Origin of the sequence: Paenarthrobacter sp. Y-19, from assembly GCF_029223985.1 — a bacterium.
Taxonomy (GTDB): Bacteria; Actinomycetota; Actinomycetes; order Actinomycetales; family Micrococcaceae; genus Arthrobacter; species Arthrobacter nicotinovorans.
On record NZ_CP119414.1, the window covers coordinates 4,498,897 to 4,523,350 of the forward strand.

Consider the following 24,454-nt stretch of genomic DNA (forward strand, 5'->3'; position numbering starts at 1 on the left):
GTCGGGACGCTGCGTAAGGCGGTCCAGCCGCCGGCGTGGGGAGACGTCAGGTCAAGAAGCGCCCGACGGCGGGACGTCGTCGTCGATGTCCGGACCCTCCGCCGGCTCTTGGCTGTGCAGGCCGGTGTCGTGCGGAACCCAGCCTTCGGTTTCACCCTCTGCCGGGGCGTCGGTGTGGTGCCGGTCGAGGTGCTCGTTCTTGTCCGGGGCGGTCATGACGGATTCTCCCTGTCCTTCTTGGACTGCTTCCGTGAGTGAACTCAGTCTACGCCGCGGAAGGCTGAAAACGGGGTCCGCTCTGCGCGGAATAGTATCCACAAACGGCACAAAACGGCCCATGCGACATTGGAGTGTGGCATAGGCTGAAACCATCAGTTCCCTGAACAATCAGAGCTGCCAAGGAGAGGTGAACATGCCCAAGCGACCCAACCCGGCGGTGAAAATCGCCCAGGAGACAGCACACAACGCAGTCTTCGATGCCGAAGGCAACACCAAGCCAGGAGTGCACAACGTGCTCCTGAAGGCAGTGGAGGTCCAGCGTCCCCTGGTCCTGGCGAACCTTCGCAGGCTTCAGCGAAGGCACCCCAACGATTCCCCGGCGCAGCTTGCCGCCAAACTCGAGCGCCACTACCTGTTCGCCATTTCAGGTGGCGGTGCAGCGGTGGGCGCCACCGCCGTCGTGCCTGGGATTGGAACTGCAGCATCGCTGGGACTCTCAGCCCTGGCGACCGTGGGTTTCCTGGAAACCACCGCGCTGTACGCGTCGTCCTTGGCAGAACTCCATGGCATCCGGCTCACTGACCCTGTCCGGGCCCAGACCATGGTCATGGCCATCATGTTGGGTGAAGAAGGCACGTCCATGCTCGGCGCGCTCAGCGGGCATTCACTGGGACGGGGAATGGGCGTCACAAATGCCTGGGGGAAAACCCTGACCAAGAAGATCCCGGGCAGCGGCTTTGGAGTCGTCCGGGACGCCATCCAGCGGGCGTTCCTCAAGAACCTGATAAAGCGGCAAGGGTCTGCGTTCCTTGGCCGCGCACTGCCGTTTGGCATTGGCGCAGTGGTGGGCGGTGCCGGAAACATGATGATGGGGCGGGCCGTGGTGTCAACTGCCAAGGAAGCATTTGGCCCCTTGCCGGACACCATTCCAGGTGAACTGCTTCCCAACGCACCCAAAAACATTGCCGGGAAATCGACCCCTGCGGAGAACCCGATACTGGAAGGCGGCAATAGTGGATCTGAACGCTGATCTGGGGGAGTCTTTCGGCTCCTGGACCACGGGCGACGACGCCTCGATGTTCCGCATCGTGAGCAGCGCGAATGTCGCTTGCGGATTCCATGCCGGCGACCCCCTCACCATGCTGGACAGCTGCCGTGCGGCGTTTGAACTCGATGTTCGGGTAGGAGCGCACGTCGGATACCGGGACCTGGCAGGGTTCGGCCGGCGTTCCCTGGACATGACCTTCGACGAACTGTTCGGCGATGTGCTGTACCAGCTGGGAGCCCTGGACGGCATGGCCCACGCGGTAGGAGCCTCGGTGGACTACGTGAAGCCGCATGGCGCCCTGTACAACAGAATCGTCCGGGACGCCGAGCAGGCCGAGGCCGTGGTCGCGGCCGTCCACGCCTACGATCCCGGGCTTCCCGTATTGGGCCTGCCGGACTCGGCCTGGATCACCTTGGCCGAGGAAGCGGGACACCCTGTCTTCCGCGAAGCGTTCGTGGACCGGGCGTACTTGCCGGACGGAACGCTGGTTCCCCGCACGCAGGAAGGCGCCGTGTTGCACGACACCGCTGCAGTCGTGGCACAGGCCGTGCGGCTGGCAACACGTCGGGAAGTAGTGGCCATTGACGGCTCGGTTGTGCCTGTCCAAGCGGATTCGCTGTGCATCCACGGCGATACGCCGGGAGCGGTAACGATGGCGACCGCGGTTCGCGAGGGCCTTGAAAGCGCCGGCGTGGGCATTGAGGCGTTCGCCTGATTCTGGTTGGACGGCAGAATTCATGGGTTGGGAGGTTGCATGGGCGCAGTAGTGGTGGATCCCGGGTCCTCAAGCCTGGTGCTTGAGCCGGAGCACGTCCTGGACCGCGCGTCCATGAACCTTGCCAACGCCTTGTTGGGTAATGCAGCCACAGCGCCCGGTCTGGAGGTGCTGGTGGGTGGGCTCAAACTCCGCTTCGTGACAGGCTCCGCCGTTGCAGTGACTGGCGCCGAGGGCGTCGTGACCCTCAACGGCGAAGAGCTGCCGCTGAACAAGCCCGTCCGGGTGGCTCCCGGAGCAGTGCTGTCCTTCGGTCCGGCCAAGTTCGGAATCCGGTACTACGTTGCCGTGCAGGGCGGATTCACGGGCCGCGGGGCACTCCAAGCCGGCGCCGCACTGTCATTTGGCAAGGCACAGGGACATGGTTTCCCACACATCCACCAGACAGCCCGCCGCGCTTTGGATCCGGAACGGCCGGTGGTCGCCCGGATCAGCCGCGGACCCCGCGTCCCCAACTACGACGCCGGGTTGTGGCATCGCCTGACCACGGAACCGTGGATTCTCTCGCCTGAGTCGGACCGGGTCGGTGCGCGGCTGGCGGGCCGGCCACTCGAGGTGGCTTCGGCTCCGGCACCCGAGGCCCAACCGTTGACGGCAGGCTCGGTGGTGTTGCCGGCGTCGGGCCTTCCCGTCATCGCCCTCGCCGACCGTCCGGCCACGGCCAAGTCGCCGGTGATCGCGGTGGTGCGCGATGACGACCTCGACTTGATCGGGCAGGCCAGACCGGGGCAGATGGTGCATCTGCTGGGTTAGCGGATCGGGGCCCCGGTGACGAGACACCCAACAACGTGCCCGAGCGTCAGTCCTTCTTCACTTGCTGGGCCAGCATGACGAGGATGCCGCTGGGCCCACGGAGGTACGTCAATTTGTAGATGTCCTGGTAGTTGGCAACACCGCGTAAAGGGGTGCATCCGTGCTTGGCCGCGATTTCGAGGGAGGCATCGATGTCGTCAACGGAGAAGGCGACCCGGTGCATGCCGATCTCGTTGGGAAGGGTCGGGCTCGTTTCGATCGCATCCGGGTGGAGGTATTCGAAAAGCTCCAACTGGCCATGGCCGTCGGGGGTTTGGAGTACCGCGATCTTGGCGTGGTTGCCGTCGAGCCCCACGGCGGTGTCGGCCCATTCGCCGCTGACTGTGTCGCGGCCCAACACTGTGAGGCCAAGGTCGGTGAAGAACGCGATTGTTGCTTCAAGATCCCGGACGGCAATCCCGACGTTTTCAAGTTTGATAGGCATGCGTTGAACGTACCAAGGCACGCTGGATAGCTCCAGAGCCGGCCACTCACCCCGAAGGGTCTTTAGCCGAAGAGCAGATGGGCCACGGTGAAGATCGCCAGGCCTGCCAGCGCGCCCACAACGGTTCCATTGATGCGGATGTACTGAAGGTCCTTGCCCACTTGGAGTTCGATCTTCTGCGAGGTTTCCTCGGCATCCCACCGCGCCACGGTGTCCGAAATGACGCCTGCTATGTCTGAGCGGTACGTGTTCACCAGGTAGCCGGCGGCGTCGCCGATCCACGTGTTGACCTTGCCCGCCAGTTCGTCGTCGTTGACCAGGCGCGTACCGAAGTCGCGGACGGCGCTCTTGAAGCGCTGGCTCAGTTCGCTGTCGGGATCGTCGACGGCGTTGAGCAGTGCCGTCTTGACCGTCCCCCACGTGCGGGAGGCAAGTTCGCGGACCTCGGGGTCACCCAGGATCTGTGCCTTGATGCTCTCCGCCCGTTCTATCATTGCCGGATCATGCTGGAGATCCTGGGCAAGGTCGGTGAGGTACGCGTCGATCGACTGGCGGACCTGGTGATTCTGGTCGGCCTGGACTGCGCGGACAAACTTGGAAAGTTCCACGTGCACGCGGTCTCCCACCAGCCCGTCAACGAAGGTCGGCACCCACAGGGGCGAGCGGTCCGACACCAGCCGGTTCACAGTTGAATGGTTGGCATCAACCCAGTCTGCGGCGCGGTCAACCAGCAGGTCCACCAGCGTGTGGTGGTGTCCATCAGCGAAGATCCTTTCCGCCATCCGGCCCACGGGCGGCCCCCACGGGGGAGTGAGGAGGTGCTTGCGGACCATTCCTTCGATGACCGCCTGCACGTCGTCGTCGTTAAGGACCGTAAACGCGCCGCGGATCACCGCGCCGCCCTCTTTGGCCACGCGTTCGGCGCCGCCGGGAGCGGACAACCAGTGCCCGGCTTTACGGGCGATATCGATGCTCGCCAGTTTCTCCTGCACAACCTCCTGTGAAAGGAAGTTGCTCTCCACGAACTCACTGAGCGATTCGCCGATCTGGTCCTTGCGCCGCGGAATGATGGCCGTGTGCGGAATCCGCAGGCCCATTGGGTACTTGAAGAGCGCGGTCACGGCAAACCAGTCCGCCAAAGCACCCACCATGCCGCCTTCGGCCGCAGCACGCACATATTCCAGCCACGGATATTGCTTCTGGAACGCGAAAGCGACCGTGAAAATCACTGCCATGGCAATGAGGAGGGCCAGCGCCAAGCGCTTCATCCGCAGCAGCGCGGCTGCCTTTTCCCTTTCACCAGCGGAAAGATCGACGACGGCGGTACGTCCGCGCGTCGTCGTCGAACCTGGCTGCGTGGGCAGTGGGGCCGGGGTGGTGACGTCTTCAGTTGGGATTCGCTCAGAGTTCACCTGCATTAGCCCAGCGTAGCCCCCGTTGGGACGGCGGTGTGGGCTACCGTGTCTGCATGACTAGCGACGACTTCGCCCCGTTCCGCCCGAAGGTCTACGCCCACCGGGGTGCCAGTGCCGCGTTCGCCGAGCACACCCGTGCGGCGTACTTGAAGGCCATCGCCGACGGCGCCGACGGTGTGGAGTGCGACGTCCACCTGACCCGTGACCAACACGTGGTCCTCCTGCATGACGCCAACCTCGACCGCACCTCCACAGGCACGGGACCTGTCTCGGAACACACCCTGGAGGAGCTCAGGTCCTTGGACTTCTCTTCATGGAAAGGCGCGCGCATTCCGGACGCCTATGGGGGAGTGGCAGACCAGTTCCTTACCCTGCCGGAACTGCTGGACATCCTCCGGGGCGCGGGCAGGGAAATTGGTCTGGCAATCGAACTCAAGCATCCCAGTCCTTACGGGCTCAAGCTTGAGGAGCGGGTCATCGCAGTCCTGGAGCAGGAAGGCTGGTCCGCCGAAGAATCACGGCTGGAGAATATACAGATCTCGTTCATGAGCTTTGACTCCGACTCCGTGCAGCGGTTGCTCCAATCGGTTCCAGGGCGCCACATTTGCCAGTTGGTGGATGACTTCACAGTGCAGGAAATACGGCAGGAACTCGGGCTGGGCTTCCTTACCGGCGGTGCCGTGGCCAATGTCATGAAAGCAGCCCAGGAGGATGCCGAACGTGTCCTGGACGAAGGACAGGTGGGCATCGCCGGTCCGGGGATCGACTATGTGCGCGAGCACGCACGGAACGTTCAGCGCTGGTTGGAAGCCGGGCGCACGTTCAGGGTGTGGACTGTGGACTCCGAAAAGGATGTTGCCCTGTGCCAAGGCCTCGGCATCCAGGAGATCACCACCAACAAGCCGGCGCAGGTACTCGCCCAGTTGATGGTGTCCAACTAGACCGGCGTAGCTCTGGCTTTGGGGGCCACTCCGCTTGTGATTGAGTGGTCTCATGCCTTTTCGCTGGTCAGCCCAAGCAACCCGTACCACTTCCGCAGTCGCCCTGAGCGCCCTGCTCCTGACCAGCGCTGTGAAGCACTTCCGCACGCCTTCGTTCTACAAGCCTGTGGTGCCGGATTACTTGTGCCGCAAGGATGAGCCGGGGAGCCGCCCGAACGGTCCCTTGGCAGTTATGTCCCGCGAGGAGTGGATTGCGTCTTCCGGCCTGCTGGAGGCCGCAGTCGCCGTCGGACTGCTGGTCCCTGCCACGCGCAAGGTTGCTGCTGACGCGACTACCGCCATGTTCACTGCATTCCTTGCAGGACATATTGATGCCTTGCGTCGCGCCTACGGTCCGACTGGCACGAAGAAAGAGCGCCGTATCCACACACTCCGCCTGCCGCTGCAACTTCCCCTCATCCTTTGGTCGTGGAGTCTCCGGAAATGAGTGGCGGTTCCGCTCCCGCGAAGCTGAAGGAGTCACCGGCCTTCAAGATCGCGCTTTCCCTGAGCATTGCGACGGGCTTGTATGGCGTATCTTTCGGGGCCCTCTCCGTGGCATCAGGTTTTGATTTCTGGCAAACCATGGTCTTGAGCCTTCTGCTGTTCAGCGGTGGATCCCAGTTTGCGTTCATCGGCGTGGTGGCGGGTGGAGGCTCAGGTGTTGCCGCGATGACTGCCAGCGCCCTGCTGGGGTTGCGCAACGGAATCTACGGAATGCAGATCAACGCCATGCTGCGTCCAGGGGGCTGGAAGCGTTACGTCTCCGCCCACATCACCATTGACGAATCGACTGCCACAGCTTCCGGCCAGTCCGATCCCGGCGAACAAGCCCGCGGGTTCTGGACTGCGGGTATTGGCATATTCATCTTGTGGAATATCTTCACGGCGGTTGGAGCGTTGGCAGGCGATGCCATGGGCGACCCGAAGCAGTGGGGTTTGGATGGTGCTGCCGTTGCGGCCTTCCTGGCGCTGCTGTGGCCCCGGCTCAAAGGGCGCCAACCCTGGGCGATTGCCGCAGCGTGCGCCTTGGCTACAGTGCTGGCCGTGCCCTTCGTGCCTTCCGGCGTCCCGATTCTCGTTGCGGCCGTGGTGGCAGGCATGATCGGCTGGTTCAGCCACTCGCGTATGAACGAAGGGCTTGAGCCGGATCTGGATCCCTACGCGGAGACTCGCCGGCGAGATAAGAATCAGCACAGCAAAGATCATCACGGAAATGGGGGTGCGTAATGAACCTCTGGCTGTGGATCCTCATCGCCTGCGCCTTGGCTTATCTCACCAAACTGGTGGGCTACTTTGTGCCCGCCAAGCTGTTGGACAACCCCCGCATCATGCACGTGGCCGGAACCATGACCATCGGGCTGCTCGCCTCCCTCGCGGTGGTGAACGCTGTGGCGTCCGGCCAGGGCCTGGTTCTCGACGCGCGGATCGGCGCCCTGGTGGCTGCCGCCGTCGCACTACTGCTTCGTGCGCCGTTCCTGGTTGTTGTCATTTCGGGCGCAGCAGCCGCTGCATTGCTGCGGCTGCTGGGCTGGGGCTAGCGGTACTGCTGGTCCGTTGGGTGTTGTCCGGGATGACCCTGGACAGGCGGCTGTCCGTAACCCGGTACTTGGCCGTAGCCCTGCTGCTGGCCGTAAACCGGGGGATATGCCGGCGGGTACGCCATGAACTGCCGGCCGGCTGCCGGTCCGAGGTATTGAGCGGAGCCGTACGAAAGCATGGGCACGAAGACCACCGGAAGCAGGACAAGCCCCACCGTGTAGCCGGCGTCTTTCCCGAAGCTCTTGGCGAGGTCGTTCAGGGCCACGATGCTGAAGTAGATCCCGGCGAACGGGATGAGGAACAGCAAGTACCAGTACCAGGGGCGCCCGGCGATCTCGAGCAGTTTGATCCCGTTGTAGACAGGGACGAAGGCGGCCCAGGCCGGTCGGCCGGACTTGGTGAAGATTCCCATGTAGAGCACACCAACGATCGCGAAGATCACGGCGAAGTAGATCAGCATGAACAGCAGGGCGAGGCCGGCCGTGGCAGCGGATCCTGCTCCGCTGGAAGAGTATGAGCTCAGGGGAATATTCATACGGTAGACGATACGGGCACGTCTTCGGCTCCGCGATGGGCAGGACTCACCATGGGCCAAGGATCGGGCCGGGCCTTGGAAGCTGCGGAGGGGCTTCAGGCGCCTTCGGTGAGCGTCACTCCGGGGATGCCCGACTGTTCCGGCAGGGGACGCGAGGGGCGTTCTGTCCGGATAGCGTCCTCGATCAGGGCCACAGGACGCTTCCAGGCTTCGGATCCCGGTTCCATGGTGTCCACTGCCCCGATCAACATGGCCACCAGCCTGACCATGTCTTCGATAGTGATGTCCTTACGCAGTGATCCTTGGCCCTGGCCGCGTTCCAAGAGTGTGGCCATGGACCCGATGAGCCCACCGGTGATGCCCATGAGGAGCCCACGGCGGCCGGCGACGGCGTCAAGCAGATTGGCATCTTCGCTGGCAACCCGCATCACGGCGTCGATGACGTTGATGAGGCCTTCGGCGGCGTCCATGCCGTCCGCTGCCGCAGCGGCCACGGGGTCCACGTGCTGGCGCAATTGACGCGACAGTGCGGCGAGGACCAATTGCTCTTTGTCGGAGAAGTTGCGGAACAACGTTGCGGGGCCAACTCCAGCGGTGGCGGCAATGGTCTGCAGGGGCACGTCAGGGCCGAATTCACGGAAGCACTGCCGGGCGGCGGTAATGATCTTGTCTACGTTGCGTGCGGCGTCTGCCCTGAGGGGCTTGCGTTCAGAGGGCTGTTCCATGCTTGTCAGGGTAGCAACGCAGGCGTTCAGGCCTGTTGTTACGCGGGAGTAGGTTGTTATATGACAAACCGGCACATGAAACACTGGATTCATGTTGCTTGCATTCTCAGTTGCCCCTTCGGGCCAGCCCGCTTCCGCCGCCAATGGTGGACCCACCCCTGACGCCTCCGTGCACGACGCCGTTGCTGCCGCAGTGAAGATCGTCCGCGAGTCCGGGTTGCCCAACCAGACGGACTCCATGTTCACCACCATCGAAGGCGAATGGGACGAAGTTTTCGACGTCGTCAAACGGGCCACCGAGGCGGTCGGGCGCTATGGCAGCCGCGTCTCGCTGGTCATCAAGGCGGACATCCGCCCTGGTTACAGCGGCGAGCTGACCGGCAAGGTGGAGCGCCTGGAAGACGCCATCTCCGCTTCGGAGTAGATGCTTTCCCCGGCGGGCGGTCAGTGCCAGACTGGGGGCCATGATTGAACACGTGACCGAGCCCGGCTGGGTGGACGTCGAACGGTACCTGACGGACGTCGTCGTGCATCCCGAACCTGCCCACCAGCGCGCGGTGGCTTCCGCCATGGAGGCCGGGATGCCTGCCATCGAGGTAGCGCCAAACGCTGGCAAGCTGCTGAGGATGCTGGTGCAGATGTCGGGGGCCAGGCGCGTGCTGGAGATCGGAACGCTGGCTGGGTTCAGCAGTATGTGGATGGCCCAGGGACTGCCTGATGACGGCAGGATCGTTACGTGTGAATACCTCCGGAAGCACGCCGATGTTGCGCGCGCCAACCTGGATGCTGCCGGCGTTGGCCACAAGGTGGACATCCGGGTGGGTGCGGCCCTGGATACGCTTCCGACGCTTGCAGGCCAGGAGGCGTTCGACTTTGTGTTCATTGATGCGGACAAGGAAAACGACGCCACTTACCTCGACTGGGCCATCCGGCTGGGTCACCCCGGCACGGTGATCGTGATGGACAACGTGATCTGGGACGGTGCCATCCTGGAGCCCGGGCGGGACGAGACGAATGCGCCCGGAATCGTAAAGGCGCTGGAAATGTTGGGGCAGGATCCGCGTCTGGATGCCACGGCCATCCAGACGGTAGGGAGCAAGGGCTGGGACGGCTTCGCGATCGCACGGGTGCGGTAGGTGGACTTCACGCTTCGCCCTGCAACGGTGGACGATGCCCGCGCCATGGCCGTGATGCACCTCCAGTCATGGCGCGAGAGCTATGGACGGCTCCTGCCCGATGAGTTCTTTGCCAAACAGGAAGCAGGATTGCCCCAACGCATCGACAAGTACAGGGAGTCAATCGCCGCGGGCCATGCAAGGATGCTGGCTTTCGGTCCCGATGGCGACCTGGTGGGGCTCGGAGCAGCTGGTCAGGGCAACGACGAGGACCGCCTGTGTGATACGGAATTGTTCATGCTTTACACCTTGGAACGGATCCACGGGAGGGGAGTTGGACAGGCGCTGGTGGACGCCTTGATCGGGGACGCTCCGGCTTATTTGTGGGTCCTGGACGACAATCCGCGGGCCCAGGCTTTCTACCGCCGCAACGGGTTCGTCCCTGACGGCAAGCGCCAGTTGTGCGACCCATCGTGGTACTCGCTCCCGGAGCATCGGATGGTACGCCCCGGCGTCTGATCCTGAGTCAGCGCTCGCTCTCCTCGGGCTGGTCCATGTCCAGCGGCGAGTCGAGCAGGCCCGGCGGTTTGGGCACCCGCGCGAGCAGGAGGCAGACCACCGTCAGCCACGCCACTGCTGCCGTCAGTACCTCCGCCCATACCGATGCTCCAAGTTCCATGTAGCGATCATATGGCTCAGCGGAGCCAAATTGTAAGTATCCTTACTACTGATGTGACTGAATCGGGTAACACTGCACTCCACTAGGCTGGAACCATGGATCAGGCAGGGCGGCAATAGTGGCGAAACGCGGAAAAAGGTCGACGGCGGGAGTCGTCGAGGTGCCTTCCGGCACCCGTCCTGACGGCCCGGTGGCAGGCGTCTATTACATCGATACCGGCGACTGCGAATTGCTGCAGGACCAGGACAACTCCAACGGCTGGCTGCTGAAAATCAACGGCGTCATGAGCTCCCATATCGACCTCGCGGACCCCCTGCTCCTGGACTTCGAGTACATGCGGTGGATTGCGGCCCTGGTGGAATCCCGATGGCCCATGGAGTACAAGCCCAAGCTGCGTGCACTCCATCTGGGCGGTGGGGCGTGCTCCATGGCGCGGTACTTCCACTCGGCGTACCCCGAAGCGCGGCAGGTGGTTGTGGAGCTTGACGGCAAGCTGGCCGACTACGTCCGTGGCTGGTTCGATCTGCCCAAGGCGCCGTTGCTGAGGATCCGCGTGGGAGAAGCCCGGGAAGTCACAGAGTCCCTCACTCCGGATACCCGCGACCTCATCATCCGCGATGTTTTCGCGGGAGCCTTCACGCCACGTGCCCTGACCACTCGGGAGTTCACGGCCCATGCCGATGCTGTACTCGCCGCTGACGGACTGTATGTGGTCAACTCAGGGGATGCGCCGGACCTGAAGAATGCCCGGGCAGACGCCGCTACTATCGCCGACACCTTCGAGCACACCATGATCATTGCTGATCCGGCCATGCTCAAAGGGCGCCGGTACGGCAACATGATCATGGCCGGCAGCCACGTTCCTTTCGGCGATGACCCCACCCTGGCGCGCAGGTTGCTGGGCGGCGGCGTGCCGGCCCACATCTGGGACGATGCCAAGGTTCGGGCCTTCGCAGCCGGAACCCCGGTGCGGCACGATCCTCCTGCCGAGTGACGTTACCCCCGGCTCAAGGAGCTGTTCCAAGCCTCCCATAAGGTGGCATACCGGCCGCCGTGGGCCAACAATTCCTGGTGCGGACCGGACTCAACAAGCCTTCCGTGCTCCATCACCACCACCGTATCCGCGGAGGCGGCCTGCGACAGCCGGTGCGCGATCACCACGGACGTTCTGCCTGCCAGGGCAGCTTCCGCGGCCTGGTCAAGCATGGTTGCCGAACCCGTTCCTGCCTCCGCCGTCGCTTCGTCCAGAACGGCGATCGGCGGGTCCTTGAGCAGGAGCCGTGCAAGGGCTACTTGTTGCGCCTGCTCGGGGGTGAGCTGGTGGCCGCCGGCACCTACGGGAGTCTCCAGCCCGTCGTCGAGCGTTTCACTCCAAGTGGCCCCTACCGTGTGCAGGACCTGCTGCAGTTCCGCAGGGGAAGCATTCGGCTTGGCGAGCCTGAGGTCCTCGGCGAGGGTTCCGGAGAAGACATGCACTTCCTGGCTCACCATGGCAATGCGTTGATGCAGCTCCGCGGGGTGGGCGGTGGCGGAATTGAGGCCCCCCACCAGGGCGGTTCCGCGTTGGGGTTGTTCCAAGCCCATGATGACCTTGGCCAGTGTGGTCTTGCCTGCCCCTGACGTTCCCACGATGGCCACACGTTCGCCGGGTTTGATTGTGAGGGACACTCCGTTGAGCGCGGGACGCTGGCCGGGGTAGGCGAAGGAGACATCGTCCAAGACGATTCCGGCGTCCTTTTCCGGGGCGGTGCCGTCAGGCTTGGTCCGGTCCGGGGGAGCAGCCGGCCCCGCGGATTGCGTCAGCCCGAACATCCGGCCCAGGCCCGCGGCTGCCTTCTGGAGCTCGTCGAACTGCCCCAGGACCAGGCCAATCGGATCGAATAACCGGTAGAAATACAGTGCCGCTGCCGTCGCTGCCCCAATGGTTACCGCGCCCTCGGCGTGTAGCCAGAACCCCACCAGCAAAACGGCGGACAGCCCAATGAGCTCGGCCAGGTTGAGGCGGTTGTAGAAGCGGGTCAGGTAGCCAACCCCGCGCAACGAATGGCCGATGTTTTCCCGGGAGGCTGCCGCCACAAGATCGGCATGGCGTTCTGCCAGTCCCAGCGCCACGACAGACGCCGAACCGTGGACGGTCTCGATGATCTGCTCGGTCCGGTTGGCCTCGGTGATCCGGACCGTCCGATAGATGGGGGCGGTCCGTTTGAGGAACCAGCGCAACGTGATGACCTGCAAGGGTGCCGCAACCAGCACGGCGACGGCGAACCGCCAGTCGATCACGCCCAGGCCAAACAGTGTCACGGCAATGGTGAACGCTGCGCTGGTAAACGCGGGCAGCACGCGGGAGATGGCCTCGCTGACGGCCTCCACGTCGCCGGAAACCCGCGCAACGACGTCGCCAATCCCTGCCTTTTCCAGTTGTGCCAGCGGCTTGCGGACTGCTGCTGCAAACACGTCCTCGCGCAGTCCTGCCAACGCTTCCTCGCAGATCCGGGCCAGGAGATTCTGTCCCAGAATCCCCAGGAGTGCTCCCAAGCCACCGGCCACCAACAAGGAAACGGCCAGCCACAGCAAAGACAGGACGTCTCCACCCGTCGCCGCAATATTGACCATCATGCCCAGGATTGCCGGAGCCGCGAGCCCGCAGCAGGATGCTGCCAGCAAGACCAGGATGGTCAACGTGAGCCTGCCCGGACGCTGAGCCAACAGGCGCCACATGGCCTTCCGTGTTTCACGGGGAGAGGCTATGGGAAGAATTTCGATGCTCATGAACCCACCACTTCGCGGTAGCCGGCGGAGGTGGCAAGAAGCTCGCGGTGGGTGCCTGTTTCCGCCGGACCGCCCGCACCCGCCATGACTACGCGGTGGCACGCCGCCAGCAGCGTGGGACTGGTTGTTACCAGGACCAGCGCCTTGTCGGGGAAGTTCCGCAAGCCGTCGGCGATCACGGCTTCCGTGGCGGTATCGACGGCGGTGGTGGGGTCGTGCAGGACCAGTACCGGTTGCGGCTGGTGCAGTGAGCGCCCCAGTACCAGCCGTTGCCGCTGGCCGCCGGAGAGGCTCTGGCCATGACCGGTCAGGACGGTTTCGGTGCCGTCGGGCAGCCCGGACACAAAGTCCCCGACGGCGGCAGCGGCCATGGCGCGTTCCTCCAGCAGGGCGGTGGGTGCCGCGACGTTTTCGCGGACACTGCCCCGGAACAGGACACCATCGTGGTTGTCGGCAAAGACCTGCGAGCGGATGTGGCCGGGGTCGAGCCCTGCGGCATCCTGGCCATCAATGGAGATGAGGCCAGGCGGGGTGGGTACGCGGACGCCAAGGGTGTCCACCAACTGCCTCGCCTGCGTGCTGTCGGGGAGGACGATCCCCACGATTTCTCCGGCTGACGCCGTGAAGGCGGGCAAGGTGCTGTCTGCTGCGCCGCTGTGGATTTCGAGCAGCGGGGCGCTGGTCGCCGCGGACCGGGCGTCCGGCGTCGTGCGCTCTTTCGGCTCACGTGAGCCGGGCTGTTCGGGGGCCGGCACTGCGGCCGGTTCCTCCAATACGGCCGCGATCCGCGCCGCGGAGGCACGCTTTTGAGCCAGTTCCACACTCAGGAACCCGAGCCAGGTCATGGGTCCCTGGACGAATTGGGCCACGCCAACAACCGCCACCAATTGACCCACGGAGATTGTCCCTTGGAGGGCAAACCAGGCCGCGAAGAAGGCGATGCCGGCCAGGAACGCCGCAGAGAGGGCGGTGCCGGCGCCTGTGTAGGCGGACTTGGCGCGGATGGCTTTCAGCGCCGAAGCCAACGAGACCCGGCTCGCGGAGCGGTACCGGGTGATGGCTGCGTCCTCGGCGCCGAGGCCCTTCAAGGGGCGGGAACCGGTAATGAAGTCCGTCGCCAGGGCTCCTGCCCGCGCGGCCGTGGACTGTTCAGCGTCGCTGCGGTTTTCCAGCGGTTTGGTGAGGTGGTGCATGACGAGCAGCATCACCGGGGTCGCCAGGAGGACGGCAAGCCCCAAGGGCACGGAGATCAGCAGCAGCGTGACGGCGGAGGTGACCAGCCCGGCCACGGCAGCCAGGCCACCACTGATCAGCCAGGAAAGTCCTGCAACCCTGTCGGCGTCGGAGGATGCGATGGCGACGATTTCGCCGGGCGCTCGCCGGCTGGCCATGCCGCGGGGGTGAAGGTTTCGTTCCACGATGAGTTGGCGGAGGTCGTGGGAGCCGTAGTTGAAGGAGCGCTCAGTGGCCAGCGTCCCGAGCCGCCACGAGAGCGCCAGGACCACGAAGACCACGGCCAGGGCGCCCAGCCACCCAAGGAGGGCGGCGACGTCGTTCGGTTGGATGGAGTTGTCCACCGCTGCGCCAATGGTGGCCGGCACCAAAGCCTCGCTGACCTGGTGCAGCGCGAGCCCGGCACAGCCTCCCAGCAGCAACTTCCATCGGCCGTTCGCAAAAAGGGCGAACGTGAAGATCCGGGATACCTTCCACGGTGCTTGCTTGTTGCGCCCGGGCGGGCAGGACTGAAGAGCGGAACTGGAAGGCATGCTTACCATAGTAAGGCTCACCTAACTTCGAGAAGGCCAGATGACCCGCCAAGGTATATCGCAATCCGGACATACGCCGCCGGTGGAAGCAGGCGGCAGCCTTTCCACGCCGCATGTCCGTGGTGTCCATACGGGATACTTCGAGTGCGCGACGCCGGCTACCTGGACTGAACACGTCCACGAAACCCATGAACTGCTCTGGGGTGCCCGCGGCGTGCTCACGGTGGAAGCCGACGACGGGTTCTTCGCGGTCCCCTCGACGCTGGGCCTATGGATCCCGGCGGGCGTGGCGCACGCGGTGAAATCGACCCAAGGTACGGGCTTTTACTGCTCGCACATTGATGCGCAGGTGGCTCCCGCGCTGGCACATCGAACCGTGGCTGTCACGGTGCCCGCGGCCGCGCAGGAGTTGCTGCGCCACATGAGCACCTTTGACATGGACGATTCCATCCGGCGGAGATCCGAGCATGTTGTGGTGGGGCTGCTCGAGGTCGTTGATTCCCGGCCGATGCTGCTGCCCATGCCCACCGATCCGCGGCTGGAACTGATGGCCAGGGCACTTCTTGATGATCCGGCCCTGGATCGTTCGTTGGAGGAGTGGAGCGTTGTGGTTGCCGTCAGCGTGCGTAACTTGTCCCGGCTGTTCCATAAGGAAACCGGGATGACCTTTGCCCAGTGGCGGATCCATGCCCGGGTGCGCGTGGCGTTGGGTTTGCTGGCGGCCGGCTACCCGGTGTCGTCGGTCAGCAGGCGTGTGGGTTACAACAATCCGAGCGCGTTCGTGCAGGTGTTCCGAAAGGTTATGGGGCACACTCCTGGCTGGTACGTGGCATCGCTGAAGGCCGGAAATCATCAGCCTTTGGCCGGTTCCGAATAGAATCCGGCGGTCTCTTCGAGGAGTGCATTGTTAGGGTAGGTATACCTAACTTCGGCGGCCGGATGACAAAGCAGCGCCGCTACCGGGAGCTCTCCGCCTCCCCTGAGAATCAAGAGGACCGCAGTGATTTCACGCCCTAAAACCATGTCTGCCGCCGTTGCGGCACTGGCATCCGCAGCTTTGCTCCTGAGTGGTTGCGCCACCACCGATGCCAACGCCAGCGCGTCATCGGAGACCCGGACGGTCCAAAGCGAGGTCAAAGAAGTCGTCATGCCCGCCGAGCCCAGGAAGGCGCTGGGCATGTACACCACAGACTTGGACATGCTGATCACCCTCGGCATTCCGTTGGCCAGCCAGCAGCCCATCCGGGACAGCGGCTACAAGGGCTTCCCGTACTTCTTCGACCAGAAAGCGTTGGAGGGCATCACGCCGTTCACCAACTACCCGGAGTTCAATTTCGAGGCCATCCTCAAGGCCCAGCCCGACGTTATCCTGAACGGCCTGGGTTACGACAAGGAACTGGACGGGAAGCTCTCCGACATCGCGCCGACCTATACCTTCAACGGTTTCGACGGCAGCGACTGGCGCACCAAGTTCAAGACCGTAGCCGAAGCCTTCGGCAAGACGGCTCAGTACCAGGCTTGGATGGACAAGTACCAGGCCAAGGTTGACGACGTGAAGAAGCGTCTCGCTGCGGCCGGCAAGGACAACCTGGTGGTCGGCCCCGTGGACTACTACGAGGACCAGGTCTCCGTCAGCTGCTACGGAACGCCCTGCCTGGTGATCAAGGACCTGGGCCTGAAGATCTCACCCCTGGCTGATGGCGAGGGCAGCAAGTTGAGCGCCGAGCAGCTGGAGCAGCTCAAGGGAATCGATGTCGCCATCACCACCGAGGTTCCCGAAAAGGACGGTGCCAACCCGGACGCCTTCGCTCCGCTTGCCGGAAACAAGCTCTGGACCTCGCTGCCGTTCGTAGCCAACAAAGAGATCCATACGTACGACCTCGAAATGATTTACGGCTCACCCAGCGGCCAGTATGCGCTGCTTGAGAAGATCGAAAAGGCCCTCCTGCCATGATGCGGATCTACCGCGCCGAGGTAGTCGGAACCCGCTTTCTCACGCCCGGAATGATCCGGATTACCTTCGGCGGACCCGCCCTTGCCGGCTTTGACACCACAGGAATCGGCGACGAATACCTCCGCGTCTTCCTGCCCGAGCCGGGTGCCCGGGAAGCGCGGCTTCCCATCTCCACCGGCGACTCCTGGGACTGGGAGCCCGGCGTCGAGCCGTCCGCCATGCGGACCTACACAGTCCGGTCAGTGGATACTGCCGCCGGCACCGTCGACATTGATTTTGTAGTTCACGACGGCGGACTGGCAGCTTCCTGGGCGCAGCGCGCCCAGGTGGGGGACGTCGTCGGACTCAACTCTCCGACCGGTCTGTACGAACCGCCGGCAGGGCTGCAGTGGCAGATCCTGCTGGCAGACGCCACCGGACTTCCGGCCGTGGCCCGGCTTGTGGAGCAGACGCCGCCAGGCGTTCGAACGCGGGTGCTGATCGAGGTTGAGCATGCCACGCACCAGCAGGAGATCACCCTCGGCGCCGGGACCGAACTCGCTTGGATCCACGGCGGGAACGGCCACAGCCAATCCCGCCTGGAGGAGGTCCTGCGGTCGATGGAACTGCCCGGCGGTGTCGGCTACATCTGGGTGGCCGGCGAGACCAAGGTGCTGCGGGGGATCCGCAAGTATCTTCGACACGAGAAGAAGCTCACGCCCGAGTCCTACAAGCTGATGGGCTACTGGACGGACAAGAGCGAGGCTTGGGAACAGCGCTGGGAAAACCTCGACGCCGAAACCCGCCGCTGGTTCGACGAGCTCTGGTCCAACGGGAATCGTGACCACGAGGAAATCGCGGACCTGCAGGACGCCAGGTTCGAATTGCTGGGGCTCTAAGTGGCGGCCGGGACCATGGAGTTGCGATCAGCCCCCGCTGAAACCGCGCCGGTTTCAGCGGGCACGTTGCGGCCGGCGGCCTTGGCGGCTGTGAACAGGCATCGGCTCCTGGGGCTGCTTTCCGCAGTCGGTGCACTGGCGCTGGTCCTGTGGCTGAGCCTTGTGGTGGGATCCAAAGACGTGGACCCGGGGAGTCTATGGCCCGCCATCACCGCGTACGACGGCTCGCCGGAACACGTGATTATCCACGACCTTCGCCTGCCCCGGACGGTCACCGGCGTGCTGGTGGGCGTGGCCCTGGGCCTGTCCGGCGCGCTGATCCAGGCCCTGACGCGCAACCTGTTGGCGGACCCCGGCATCCTGGGCGTCAACGCGGGCGCCGGCTTCTTCGTGGTCCTCGGGGTGGCGCTCTTCGGCGTCACCAGCATCCAGCAGTACATCTGGTTCTCTTTCCTTGGCGCGGTCGTTGCCACGGTGGCCGTGTACTTCATCGGTTCGCGGGGAAGGGGTGGGACCACTCCGCTCCGCCTCACCCTTGCCGGGGTTGCCCTGGGCGCGGTCCTAGGAGGCATTTCGTCCGGCATCACGCTCCTGCGTCCGGCCGTGTTCGACAGTATGCGCAGTTGGAGTGCTGGAACGTTGAGCAATCGCACGTGGGAAGTATTGGCTTCCGTGGCGCCGTTCATCCTGCTGGGAACGCTGATAGCGCTGTGCATGGCCCGTCCCCTCAACGCTGTGTCCATGGGCGATGACACCGCCAGATCCCTCGGTGCCAACATCGTGCGCACCCGGATCTGGACCATCATCGCGGTCACGCTGCTCTGCGGAGCCGCCACCGCTGCCGCCGGACCTATCGGCTTCGTGGGGCTCATGGTGCCACACGTCGCCCGCTGGATCGTTGGTCCGGACCAACGCTGGATCCTGGCCTACACTTTGGTGCTCTCGCCCGTGCTGCTGCTGGTGTCCGACATTCTTGGCAGGCTGGTCCTCCGGCCCGGCGAAATGCAGGTGGGAATCATTACTGCTTTTGTGGGCGCTCCCGTCCTCATCTGGCTCATCCGGCGCCGGAAAGTGAGCACCCTGTGACATCCCTTGACCAGGCGTTTCCCCTTGAGAAGACGACGTCCGTCGACTTCGGCCGGCGGACCATCGCCATCCGCCGCTTTGGCGGACGCGTTTCCCTTCGCCTCGACGTCCGGACCTTGGTTGTCACCGCCGTCCTGCTTACCGCCGCCCTGGCGCTCGCCGTCGTCGCCCTTGGCCTGGGTGAGTTCAGCGTTGCGGTACCGGACGTTGTTTCGGCGCTGCTGGGCCAGTCCAGCGGCGCCGTGCACATGGTGGTGGTGGAGTGGAGATTGCCCCGTGTCCTCCTGGCCCTGTTATTGGGGGCGGCCATGGGGGTCAGCGGGGCAATCTTCCAGTCGCTGACCCGCAACGCGCTGGGAAGCCCCGATGTGATCGGCTTCAACACGGGCGCCTATACGGGCGCGCTGGTGGTCATCCTGCTGATGGGTGGCGGCTACTTTGCGGTGTCGGCCGGTGCTCTGGTGGGTGGTCTGGTGACTGCCGCGCTGGTGTACGTGTTCGCTTACAAGAAGGGCATCCAGGGGTTCCGACTCATCATCGCGGGCATCGCTGTGAGCGCCATGTTGGCCTCGGTAAATACCTGGCTCATTCTCAAAGCCTCGCTGGAGCATGCAATGTCGGCAGCCGTCTGGGGTGCAGGTTCCTTGAACAAGATCACCTGGGACCAGGTGTTGCCGGTGATGATCGTGTTCGGGGCGCTGCTGGTGGTGCTGTCTTTCTACGGCAGGCGGCTGGGCCTGTTGGAAATGGGCGACGACGCCGCCCGCGCCTTGGGTGTTCGGCTGGAAGGCTCGCGGCTGGTTCTGGCAGTGGTTGGCGTGGCTTTGACGGCGATGGTCACCGCCGCCGCGGGGCCAATCGCCTTTGTATCGCTGGCAGCACCGCAACTCGCGCGCCGTCTCACCCGCTCGGCCTCTGTGGGCCTGGTCCCGTCGGCTGCCATGGGCGCTTTCCTGTTGGTGGCCAGCGACATCGCGGCGCAGAACCTTTTTGCGCCCACGCAATTGCCGGTAGGCGTGGTGACTGTCAGCATCGGCGGCTGCTACCTCGTGTGGCTCCTTGCCCGTGAGGTGAAGCGGCAATGAGCGAAGAATTGAAGGAGTCTGTTGTGACTGATGTGTTGGTTGATCCCGTTTCTGGTTTTGCGCCGGGTGCCCGCCCCTTCGCTTCGCGCCTCAGCGCCGAGAGCGTGAGTCTCGGCTACGCGGGACGCCCGGTGTCCGAGGCGCTTGACGTGCGGATTCCGGACGGCGGGTTCACGGTGATCGTGGGCCCGAATGCCTGCGGTAAGTCGACGTTGCTGCGGGCGTTGTCCAGGCTGCTGGAGCCGACGTCCGGGTCGGTGCTTTTGGATGGCAAGAGCATCTCCTCCTATGGGGCCAAGGAAGTCGCGCGCCGCCTCGGTTTGTTGCCGCAGACCTCCATTGCGCCCGACGGAATCACCGTGGCGGACCTCGTAGCCCGTGGCCGGTACCCGCACCAGAAGCTGCTGCGCCAGTGGTCTGAGGCTGACGAGGCCGCGGTGGTTCAGGCGTTGGAAGCGACGAATGTTGAAGGACTGTCCGGGCGTTTGGTGGACGAACTCTCCGGCGGGCAGCGGCAACGCGTGTGGGTGGCCATGGTGTTGGCGCAGCAAACCCCGTTGCTCCTGCTGGACGAACCCACCACGTTCCTGGACATCGCGCACCAGATCGAGCTCCTGGAACTGTTCCGGCGGTTGAACGGGGAAGGCAACACCCTGGTAGCTGTCCTTCACGACCTCAATCACGCCTGCCGCTACGCCACGCACCTCATCGCCATGAAGGACGGCGCCGTGGTTGCCGAGGGCCGGCCCGCCGATGTAGTGACAGCCGAGCTGGTGGAGCACGTTTTCGGCCTGCCGTGCCTCGTGATCGACGACCCCGTGAGCCACACTCCGCTGGTGATCCCGCTTGGGTCCTGATTCCCCCGTTGATTCCCCCGCCCCCGACCCACGAAGTGGCACTTAATGACAGTGTTTTGCGGGCAAAGTCATAGGGTCGTTGCAACGCTCTGATTGATGGAGCGTTTTATGGTCAAGTTGTTCCCCAAGGCTGCGCGTACTGAGTTTCTTGATTTGGTGTGTGCGGGGATGCCTGTTCGTACTGCTGCCCGGCGTGTCGGGGCGGTGCACGCTACCGGGCACAATTGGTGGGTTCAGTCTGGCCTAATGATGACCGTGAACCGGGGTGCTACCGGAGGTCTTGCCGATCCTGCTCCTTCAGTCGGGGGCCCTGGCCGTGCGTTGGGTCTGGAAGAGCGAGGCATGATCCAGATGGGTGTGCGGATGGGCCTCAGTTACGCGAAGATCGGCGCATTGATCGGGCGGGATAAGTCCGTAGTTTGGCGGGAGGTCAAACGCCACACGAGCGCGGACGGGAAGTACTACGCCTCGGTCGCTCACGCCAAAGCGCATCAGGACAGGCGCCGTCCCAAACCCTTCAGGCTGGCCAAGGACGAGGGTTTGTGCCGGCTGATCGGCGTCTGGATGGATGACGGGTGGAGTCCGAAGCTGATCTCCTCGATGTTGGCGTATTACTTCGGTGACGATCAGACTATGCAGGTGAGCCACGAGACGATCTACCAGGCCCTTTACGTCCAAACCCGCGGGAACCTGCGGGCGGACCTGGCCGAAAAGCTCAGCCTGAAACGCAAACAACGCATCCCCCACGGCACTGACCGGCGCGCCAACAGCCCCTATAAAGAGGCCTTCAAGATCAGCCAACGTCCCGCCGAGGTCCAGGACCGGGCAGTGCCCGGGCATTGGGAAGGTGACCTCATCATCGGCGCCAACGGGACAGCGATCGGAACCTTGGTGGAACGCTCAACCCGGTTCACGATCCTGCTGCACCTGCCAGGGGACCACACCGCGGAAACCGTTGCCGCCGCGATGATCCGGGAGATGGCCTCCCTCCCGGATCACCTGCGCCGGTCGATCACCTGGGACCGCGGCACCGAACTGGCCGACTACGCAAAAATCCAGACCGCTCTCGATACGACGATGTACTTCTGCGACCCGCACTCGCCCTGGCAGCGCGGCACCAACGAAAACACCAACCGGCTCCTGCGGTTCTGGTTCGAGAAAGGCACTGACCTTTCAGTGCACACCCCCGAGGACATCCGCCTGGTCGCAGCGAAACTCAACCGCCGCCCCAGACCAACACTGAACCTCGAGACCCCAGCCAACCGGCTAAACCAGCTGCTACAAGCGGCCTAACCCCCAGCGTTGCTCCCACCAATTGACTTTGCCGCGAAAACATTGCCATTAACTGCCACCTCGGAGACTCATCCCGCCCCCAGCAGTTCCTCCCGCCGGCTCTCCGTCTCCTCCCGCAAAGCCTGCACGACGGCGGCTACCGCGGGGCGGCGCATGGAGTCCGGGCGGAGGACCATCCAGTAGGGGAGCAACTCCGCGAAGTCCGATGGCAGCAACCTGACCAGATCCTCGTGCCGGTCAGCCATGAAGCACGGCAGGAACCCCACCCCGGCGCCGGCCCTGGTTGCTTCGACGTGGACAAAGACGTTCGTTGAACTCAGCCCGTCGCGCATGGTCGGAACCAGCCTCCGGGGAGCGTCCAGGTCATCCACCTGAAGCATGGAATCCACGAAGTACACCAGCTGGTGTTGCGTCAGTTCCTCAATGCTCGAAGGCGTCCCGTTGTCTTTCAGATAGGCACGGGAGGCGTACATTCCCAGCCGGTACTCGCCAAGTCGGATCGCTTCAGCCCGGTGCACTTGCGGCGTCCCGACCACCACCTCGATGTCCAGGCCCGAGCGCTGCTGCAACGCCCGACGCGTCACCGTCACAATCTCCACGCTGAGACCAGGGTGCGAGCTCCGCAGACGGGCCACCGCTGGTGCCGCAATATAGGCGCTGAAGCCGTCCGTCGCGGTCATGCGTACGACGCCGGTAATGGGGTCGGGTGCGCGGTCGCTGGGGCCCAGCGCACCCACCGCAGCTTCGATCCGCTCCGCCACCAGAACCGCTTCGGCGCCCAACTCCGTCACCTCCCATCCACCGGCCGCACGCGCCAGGATCCTGCCGCCCAATGCCTTCTCCAGCGCCGCTATCCTGCGCGAAACGGTGGTGTGGTTCAGCCCCAAGGCTTGTGCCGCCGTCGTGAACTTCCCTGAACGTGAGACGGCAAGGAAGATGAGGAGGTCATCGGGGTTCGGCTTCATATCTGCAATTTTGCACACATGTGGTGCCTCTTTGGTCATTGAGGCATAACAAATCTGCGGCGATACTCAGTGGAGCATTTCGTGTTGTGGATCACATCACGTTCAAAAGGGTCAAAGAGGACACTGAGGAGATGGATATGAGCGTAGAGCAGCGCTCCGCATCAAGAGCAGGGAAAGACGCCGGCAAAGGCTCCGGCCTGAAGAAGATCGTCGCGGCCTCGATGGTGGGCACCGTCGTGGAATGGTACGAGTTCTTCCTGTACGCCACAGCCGCCACGCTGGTTTTCGGCAAGTACTTCTTCCCGAGCACAGGAAACGAACTGGACGGCATCATCCAGGCCTTCATCACCTATGCCGTGGGTTTCGTCGCGCGGCCGCTGGGTGGCATCGTGTTCGGCCAGATCGGCGACAGGCTCGGCCGCAAACCCACGCTGCAGCTGACCATCGTGATCGTGGGCGTCTCGACGTTCCTGATGGGCTGCCTCCCCGGCTTCATGGACATCGGGTACTGGGCGCCGGCCATGCTGGTGGCACTTCGCTTCATCCAGGGCTTCGCGCTCGGCGGCGAGTGGGGTGGCGCTGTGTTGCTGGTAGCTGAGCACAGCCCCAACAAGTCGCGTGGTTTCTGGTCCTCGTGGCCGCAGGCCGCAGTGCCGGTGGGCAACCTCCTGGCCACACTGGTCCTGTTCGTCATGTCCACCACCCTGAGCAGCGAAGCGTTCCTCGGCTGGGGCTGGCGCGTTGCATTCTGGCTCTCCGCGGTGATCGTGTTCGTTGGCTACTACATCCGAACCCACGTCACCGAAGCTCCGATTTTCCTCGAAGCCAAGGCACAGGTGGAAGAGTCCAAGGCCATCAGCTACGGCGTCGGCGAGGTCATCCGCAAGTACCCCAAGGGCATCCTGCAGGCCATGGGACTCCGTTTCGCGGAGAACATCATGTACTACCTCGTGGTGAGCTTCGCGATCGTCTACCTCAAGAGCGTCCACAAGTACGACACGTCCTCGCTCCTGCTGGCACTCCTGATCGCCCACGTCATCCACTTCCTGGTCATTCCGCAGGTCGGCCGGCTTGTTGATTCGTGGGGCCGCAAGCCCGTGTACCTCATCGGCGCCATCACCGGTGCAACCTGGCCGTTCTTCGCCTTCCCCATGTTCGACACCAAGAACGCCGTGATCATCGTGCTCGCCGTGACCATCGGCCTCTGCCTGCACGCCTTCATGTACGCCGGTCAGCCGGCCATCATGTCCGAGCTCTTCCCCACCCGCATGCGCTACTCCGGCGTCTCACTGGGCTCGCAGGTCACGTCCATCTTCGCCGGATCACTCGCTCCGCTGCTGGCAACCCAGTGGCTCAAGGACACCGGCTCATGGGTTCCCACAGCGATCTACCTCGTGGTCGCCTGCGCGATTACCGCCGTCGCGGTTATTTCACTCAAGGAAACCAAGGGCATCGCGCTCCAGGAGGTGGACGAGGCCGACGCAGTAAGGCACGGACTCACCACCGCACCCGCTACCTCGAAGGGCTGATC

Annotated in this window: 28 protein-coding genes; 19 read left to right on the top strand and 9 right to left on the bottom strand. The window is 64.0% G+C overall.

What is annotated here, in order from left to right; genetic code table 11:
• Positions 1–51: 51 nt before the first annotated feature.
• Positions 52–216 (bottom strand): hypothetical protein, encoded by a 165-nt coding sequence (locus PYR64_RS21225; protein WP_018778892.1) that lies wholly within the window; start codon positions 214–216, stop codon positions 52–54.
• Between the two features lie 196 nt (positions 217–412).
• Here PYR64_RS21225 and PYR64_RS21230 point away from each other — a divergent pair, with 196 nt between their 5' ends.
• Genes PYR64_RS21230 through PYR64_RS21240 form a run of 3 tightly spaced genes read left to right on the top strand, consistent with a single transcriptional unit; the run spans position 413 to position 2,795 of the window.
• On the top strand, positions 413–1,249 hold the full coding sequence (locus tag PYR64_RS21230; protein WP_055977383.1) for a hypothetical protein: 837 nt from the start codon (positions 413–415) through the stop codon (positions 1,247–1,249).
• On the top strand, positions 1,233–1,982 hold the full coding sequence (locus tag PYR64_RS21235; RefSeq protein ID WP_275777521.1) for a 5-oxoprolinase subunit PxpA: 750 nt from the start codon (positions 1,233–1,235) through the stop codon (positions 1,980–1,982). Before PYR64_RS21230 ends, PYR64_RS21235 begins: the two co-directional genes overlap by 17 nt.
• A gap of 39 nt (positions 1,983–2,021) precedes the next feature.
• Entirely contained in the window at positions 2,022–2,795 is a 774-nt protein-coding gene (locus PYR64_RS21240) for a biotin-dependent carboxyltransferase family protein (RefSeq protein ID WP_275777523.1), read from the top strand.
• A 46-nt stretch (positions 2,796–2,841) separates the two neighbouring features.
• Here PYR64_RS21240 and PYR64_RS21245 read toward each other — a convergent pair whose 3' ends face one another.
• Both PYR64_RS21245 and PYR64_RS21250 read right to left on the bottom strand, forming a co-directional pair.
• Positions 2,842–3,279 (bottom strand): VOC family protein, encoded by a 438-nt coding sequence (locus PYR64_RS21245; RefSeq protein WP_018778888.1) that lies wholly within the window; start codon positions 3,277–3,279, stop codon positions 2,842–2,844.
• A 62-nt stretch (positions 3,280–3,341) separates the two neighbouring features.
• Positions 3,342–4,697, bottom strand: a complete 1,356-nt coding sequence (locus tag PYR64_RS21250; RefSeq protein ID WP_275777525.1) for a DUF445 domain-containing protein — start codon at positions 4,695–4,697, stop codon at positions 3,342–3,344.
• A gap of 50 nt (positions 4,698–4,747) precedes the next feature.
• Here PYR64_RS21250 and PYR64_RS21255 point away from each other — a divergent pair, with 50 nt between their 5' ends.
• Genes PYR64_RS21255 through PYR64_RS21270 form a run of 4 tightly spaced genes read left to right on the top strand, consistent with a single transcriptional unit; the run spans position 4,748 to position 7,215 of the window.
• The gene (locus tag PYR64_RS21255; protein ID WP_275777527.1) at positions 4,748–5,635 is read left to right on the top strand and encodes a glycerophosphodiester phosphodiesterase family protein; all 888 of its coding nucleotides are present in this window, start codon (positions 4,748–4,750) and stop codon (positions 5,633–5,635) included.
• 52 nt (positions 5,636–5,687) lie between these two features.
• A complete protein-coding gene (locus tag PYR64_RS21260) occupies positions 5,688–6,122 on the top strand; it encodes a hypothetical protein (RefSeq protein ID WP_018778885.1) in 435 nt (144 codons plus the stop codon).
• Positions 6,119–6,904, top strand: a complete 786-nt coding sequence (locus tag PYR64_RS21265; protein ID WP_275780028.1) for an AzlC family ABC transporter permease — start codon at positions 6,119–6,121, stop codon at positions 6,902–6,904. Before PYR64_RS21260 ends, PYR64_RS21265 begins: the two co-directional genes overlap by 4 nt.
• Positions 6,904–7,215 (top strand): AzlD domain-containing protein, encoded by a 312-nt coding sequence (locus PYR64_RS21270; protein ID WP_275777529.1) that lies wholly within the window; start codon positions 6,904–6,906, stop codon positions 7,213–7,215. Before PYR64_RS21265 ends, PYR64_RS21270 begins: the two co-directional genes overlap by 1 nt.
• Here the strand turns inward: PYR64_RS21270 and PYR64_RS21275 are convergent.
• Both PYR64_RS21275 and PYR64_RS21280 read right to left on the bottom strand, forming a co-directional pair.
• The gene (locus PYR64_RS21275) at positions 7,212–7,751 is read right to left on the bottom strand and encodes a DUF5684 domain-containing protein (RefSeq protein ID WP_193590739.1); all 540 of its coding nucleotides are present in this window, start codon (positions 7,749–7,751) and stop codon (positions 7,212–7,214) included. The genes PYR64_RS21270 and PYR64_RS21275 overlap by 4 nt on opposite strands.
• A 95-nt stretch (positions 7,752–7,846) precedes the next feature.
• On the bottom strand, positions 7,847–8,476 hold the full coding sequence (locus tag PYR64_RS21280) for a TetR/AcrR family transcriptional regulator (protein ID WP_018778881.1): 630 nt from the start codon (positions 8,474–8,476) through the stop codon (positions 7,847–7,849).
• Between the two features lie 91 nt (positions 8,477–8,567).
• Here PYR64_RS21280 and PYR64_RS21285 point away from each other — a divergent pair, with 91 nt between their 5' ends.
• From PYR64_RS21285 to PYR64_RS21295, 3 genes are read left to right on the top strand one after another with little or no spacing between them, the layout of a single operon-like run.
• A complete protein-coding gene (locus PYR64_RS21285; protein WP_055977396.1) occupies positions 8,568–8,900 on the top strand; it encodes a thiamine-binding protein in 333 nt (110 codons plus the stop codon).
• A 40-nt stretch (positions 8,901–8,940) separates the two neighbouring features.
• Positions 8,941–9,612, top strand: a complete 672-nt coding sequence (locus tag PYR64_RS21290) for an O-methyltransferase (protein ID WP_275777532.1) — start codon at positions 8,941–8,943, stop codon at positions 9,610–9,612.
• Positions 9,613–10,110 (top strand): GNAT family N-acetyltransferase, encoded by a 498-nt coding sequence (locus PYR64_RS21295; protein WP_275777534.1) that lies wholly within the window; start codon positions 9,613–9,615, stop codon positions 10,108–10,110.
• Between the two features lie 7 nt (positions 10,111–10,117).
• Here the strand turns inward: PYR64_RS21295 and PYR64_RS21300 are convergent, their stop codons facing one another.
• A complete protein-coding gene (locus tag PYR64_RS21300; protein ID WP_018778877.1) occupies positions 10,118–10,270 on the bottom strand; it encodes a hypothetical protein in 153 nt (50 codons plus the stop codon).
• Positions 10,271–10,388: 118 nt separating this feature from the next.
• On the opposite strand from PYR64_RS21300, the gene PYR64_RS21305 reads away from it, so the two are divergent.
• Positions 10,389–11,264: a fused MFS/spermidine synthase gene (locus PYR64_RS21305; RefSeq protein WP_275777536.1), complete on the top strand. Its 876-nt coding sequence runs from the start codon at positions 10,389–10,391 to the stop codon at positions 11,262–11,264.
• Positions 11,265–11,266: 2 nt separating this feature from the next.
• On the opposite strand, the gene PYR64_RS21310 is transcribed toward PYR64_RS21305, so the two are convergent.
• Positions 11,267–13,039: an ABC transporter ATP-binding protein gene (locus PYR64_RS21310; RefSeq protein WP_275777538.1), complete on the bottom strand. Its 1,773-nt coding sequence runs from the start codon at positions 13,037–13,039 to the stop codon at positions 11,267–11,269.
• The gene (locus PYR64_RS21315; RefSeq protein WP_275777540.1) at positions 13,036–14,805 is read right to left on the bottom strand and encodes an ABC transporter ATP-binding protein; all 1,770 of its coding nucleotides are present in this window, start codon (positions 14,803–14,805) and stop codon (positions 13,036–13,038) included. The genes PYR64_RS21310 and PYR64_RS21315 overlap by 4 nt, the downstream gene beginning before the upstream one ends.
• A gap of 40 nt (positions 14,806–14,845) precedes the next feature.
• Here PYR64_RS21315 and PYR64_RS21320 point away from each other — a divergent pair, with 40 nt between their 5' ends.
• The 7 genes from PYR64_RS21320 (at position 14,846) to PYR64_RS21350 (ending at position 21,958) form a co-directional block, all read left to right on the top strand.
• Positions 14,846–15,682: an AraC family transcriptional regulator gene (locus PYR64_RS21320; RefSeq protein ID WP_275777542.1), complete on the top strand. Its 837-nt coding sequence runs from the start codon at positions 14,846–14,848 to the stop codon at positions 15,680–15,682.
• Between the two features lie 123 nt (positions 15,683–15,805).
• Complete coding sequence (locus tag PYR64_RS21325) at positions 15,806–16,759, top strand: ABC transporter substrate-binding protein (RefSeq protein ID WP_275777544.1); 954 nt, start codon at positions 15,806–15,808, stop codon at positions 16,757–16,759.
• Positions 16,756–17,637 carry a siderophore-interacting protein gene (locus PYR64_RS21330; protein WP_275777546.1) on the top strand — a complete coding sequence of 294 codons (882 nt, stop codon included), beginning with the start codon at positions 16,756–16,758 and terminating at the stop codon, positions 17,635–17,637. Before PYR64_RS21325 ends, PYR64_RS21330 begins: the two co-directional genes overlap by 4 nt.
• Positions 17,638–18,723: a Fe(3+)-siderophore ABC transporter permease gene (locus PYR64_RS21335; protein WP_275777548.1), complete on the top strand. Its 1,086-nt coding sequence runs from the start codon at positions 17,638–17,640 to the stop codon at positions 18,721–18,723.
• Entirely contained in the window at positions 18,720–19,808 is a 1,089-nt protein-coding gene (locus tag PYR64_RS21340) for an iron chelate uptake ABC transporter family permease subunit (RefSeq protein ID WP_275777550.1), read from the top strand. Before PYR64_RS21335 ends, PYR64_RS21340 begins: the two co-directional genes overlap by 4 nt.
• Positions 19,805–20,665, top strand: coding sequence for an ABC transporter ATP-binding protein (locus tag PYR64_RS21345; RefSeq protein WP_200942184.1), 861 nt, complete (start codon positions 19,805–19,807; stop codon positions 20,663–20,665). Before PYR64_RS21340 ends, PYR64_RS21345 begins: the two co-directional genes overlap by 4 nt.
• Positions 20,666–20,911: 246 nt before the next feature.
• Positions 20,912–21,958, top strand: coding sequence for an IS30 family transposase (locus tag PYR64_RS21350; protein ID WP_200888294.1), 1,047 nt, complete (start codon positions 20,912–20,914; stop codon positions 21,956–21,958).
• 68 nt (positions 21,959–22,026) lie between these two features.
• On the opposite strand, the gene PYR64_RS21355 is transcribed toward PYR64_RS21350, so the two are convergent.
• Entirely contained in the window at positions 22,027–22,923 is an 897-nt protein-coding gene (locus PYR64_RS21355) for a LysR family transcriptional regulator (protein WP_210078498.1), read from the bottom strand.
• Positions 22,924–23,060: 137 nt separating this feature from the next.
• Between PYR64_RS21355 and PYR64_RS21360 the strand changes: the two genes are divergently transcribed.
• Positions 23,061–24,452: an MFS transporter gene (locus PYR64_RS21360; protein WP_275777554.1), complete on the top strand. Its 1,392-nt coding sequence runs from the start codon at positions 23,061–23,063 to the stop codon at positions 24,450–24,452.
• The last annotated feature ends 2 nt before the right edge of the window (positions 24,453–24,454 follow it).

Bases quoted from the DNA above. Each gene is read 5' to 3' on its own strand.
- PYR64_RS21275 (WP_193590739.1), bottom strand. From the start codon at position 7,751: ATGAATATTCCCCTGAGCTCATACTCTTCCAGCGGAGCAGGATCCGCT.
- PYR64_RS21230 (WP_055977383.1), top strand. From the start codon at position 413: ATGCCCAAGCGACCCAACCCGGCGGTGAAAATCGCCCAGGAGACAGCA.
- PYR64_RS21300 (WP_018778877.1), bottom strand. From the start codon at position 10,270: ATGGAACTTGGAGCATCGGTATGGGCGGAGGTACTGACGGCAGCAGTG.
- PYR64_RS21255 (WP_275777527.1), top strand. From the start codon at position 4,748: ATGACTAGCGACGACTTCGCCCCGTTCCGCCCGAAGGTCTACGCCCAC.
- PYR64_RS21310 (WP_275777538.1), bottom strand. From the start codon at position 13,039: ATGAGCATCGAAATTCTTCCCATAGCCTCTCCCCGTGAAACACGGAAG.
- PYR64_RS21285 (WP_055977396.1), top strand. From the start codon at position 8,568: ATGTTGCTTGCATTCTCAGTTGCCCCTTCGGGCCAGCCCGCTTCCGCC.
- PYR64_RS21290 (WP_275777532.1), top strand. From the start codon at position 8,941: ATGATTGAACACGTGACCGAGCCCGGCTGGGTGGACGTCGAACGGTAC.
- PYR64_RS21355 (WP_210078498.1), bottom strand. From the start codon at position 22,923: ATGAAGCCGAACCCCGATGACCTCCTCATCTTCCTTGCCGTCTCACGT.
- PYR64_RS21330 (WP_275777546.1), top strand. From the start codon at position 16,756: ATGATGCGGATCTACCGCGCCGAGGTAGTCGGAACCCGCTTTCTCACG.
- PYR64_RS21270 (WP_275777529.1), top strand. From the start codon at position 6,904: ATGAACCTCTGGCTGTGGATCCTCATCGCCTGCGCCTTGGCTTATCTC.
- PYR64_RS21265 (WP_275780028.1), top strand. From the start codon at position 6,119: ATGAGTGGCGGTTCCGCTCCCGCGAAGCTGAAGGAGTCACCGGCCTTC.
- PYR64_RS21280 (WP_018778881.1), bottom strand. From the start codon at position 8,476: ATGGAACAGCCCTCTGAACGCAAGCCCCTCAGGGCAGACGCCGCACGC.
- PYR64_RS21245 (WP_018778888.1), bottom strand. From the start codon at position 3,279: ATGCCTATCAAACTTGAAAACGTCGGGATTGCCGTCCGGGATCTTGAA.
- PYR64_RS21250 (WP_275777525.1), bottom strand. From the start codon at position 4,697: ATGCAGGTGAACTCTGAGCGAATCCCAACTGAAGACGTCACCACCCCG.
- PYR64_RS21315 (WP_275777540.1), bottom strand. From the start codon at position 14,805: ATGCCTTCCAGTTCCGCTCTTCAGTCCTGCCCGCCCGGGCGCAACAAG.
- PYR64_RS21240 (WP_275777523.1), top strand. From the start codon at position 2,022: ATGGGCGCAGTAGTGGTGGATCCCGGGTCCTCAAGCCTGGTGCTTGAG.
- PYR64_RS21320 (WP_275777542.1), top strand. From the start codon at position 14,846: ATGACCCGCCAAGGTATATCGCAATCCGGACATACGCCGCCGGTGGAA.
- PYR64_RS21345 (WP_200942184.1), top strand. From the start codon at position 19,805: ATGAGCGAAGAATTGAAGGAGTCTGTTGTGACTGATGTGTTGGTTGAT.
- PYR64_RS21350 (WP_200888294.1), top strand. From the start codon at position 20,912: ATGATGACCGTGAACCGGGGTGCTACCGGAGGTCTTGCCGATCCTGCT.
- PYR64_RS21225 (WP_018778892.1), bottom strand. From the start codon at position 216: ATGACCGCCCCGGACAAGAACGAGCACCTCGACCGGCACCACACCGAC.
- PYR64_RS21260 (WP_018778885.1), top strand. From the start codon at position 5,688: ATGCCTTTTCGCTGGTCAGCCCAAGCAACCCGTACCACTTCCGCAGTC.
- PYR64_RS21360 (WP_275777554.1), top strand. From the start codon at position 23,061: ATGAGCGTAGAGCAGCGCTCCGCATCAAGAGCAGGGAAAGACGCCGGC.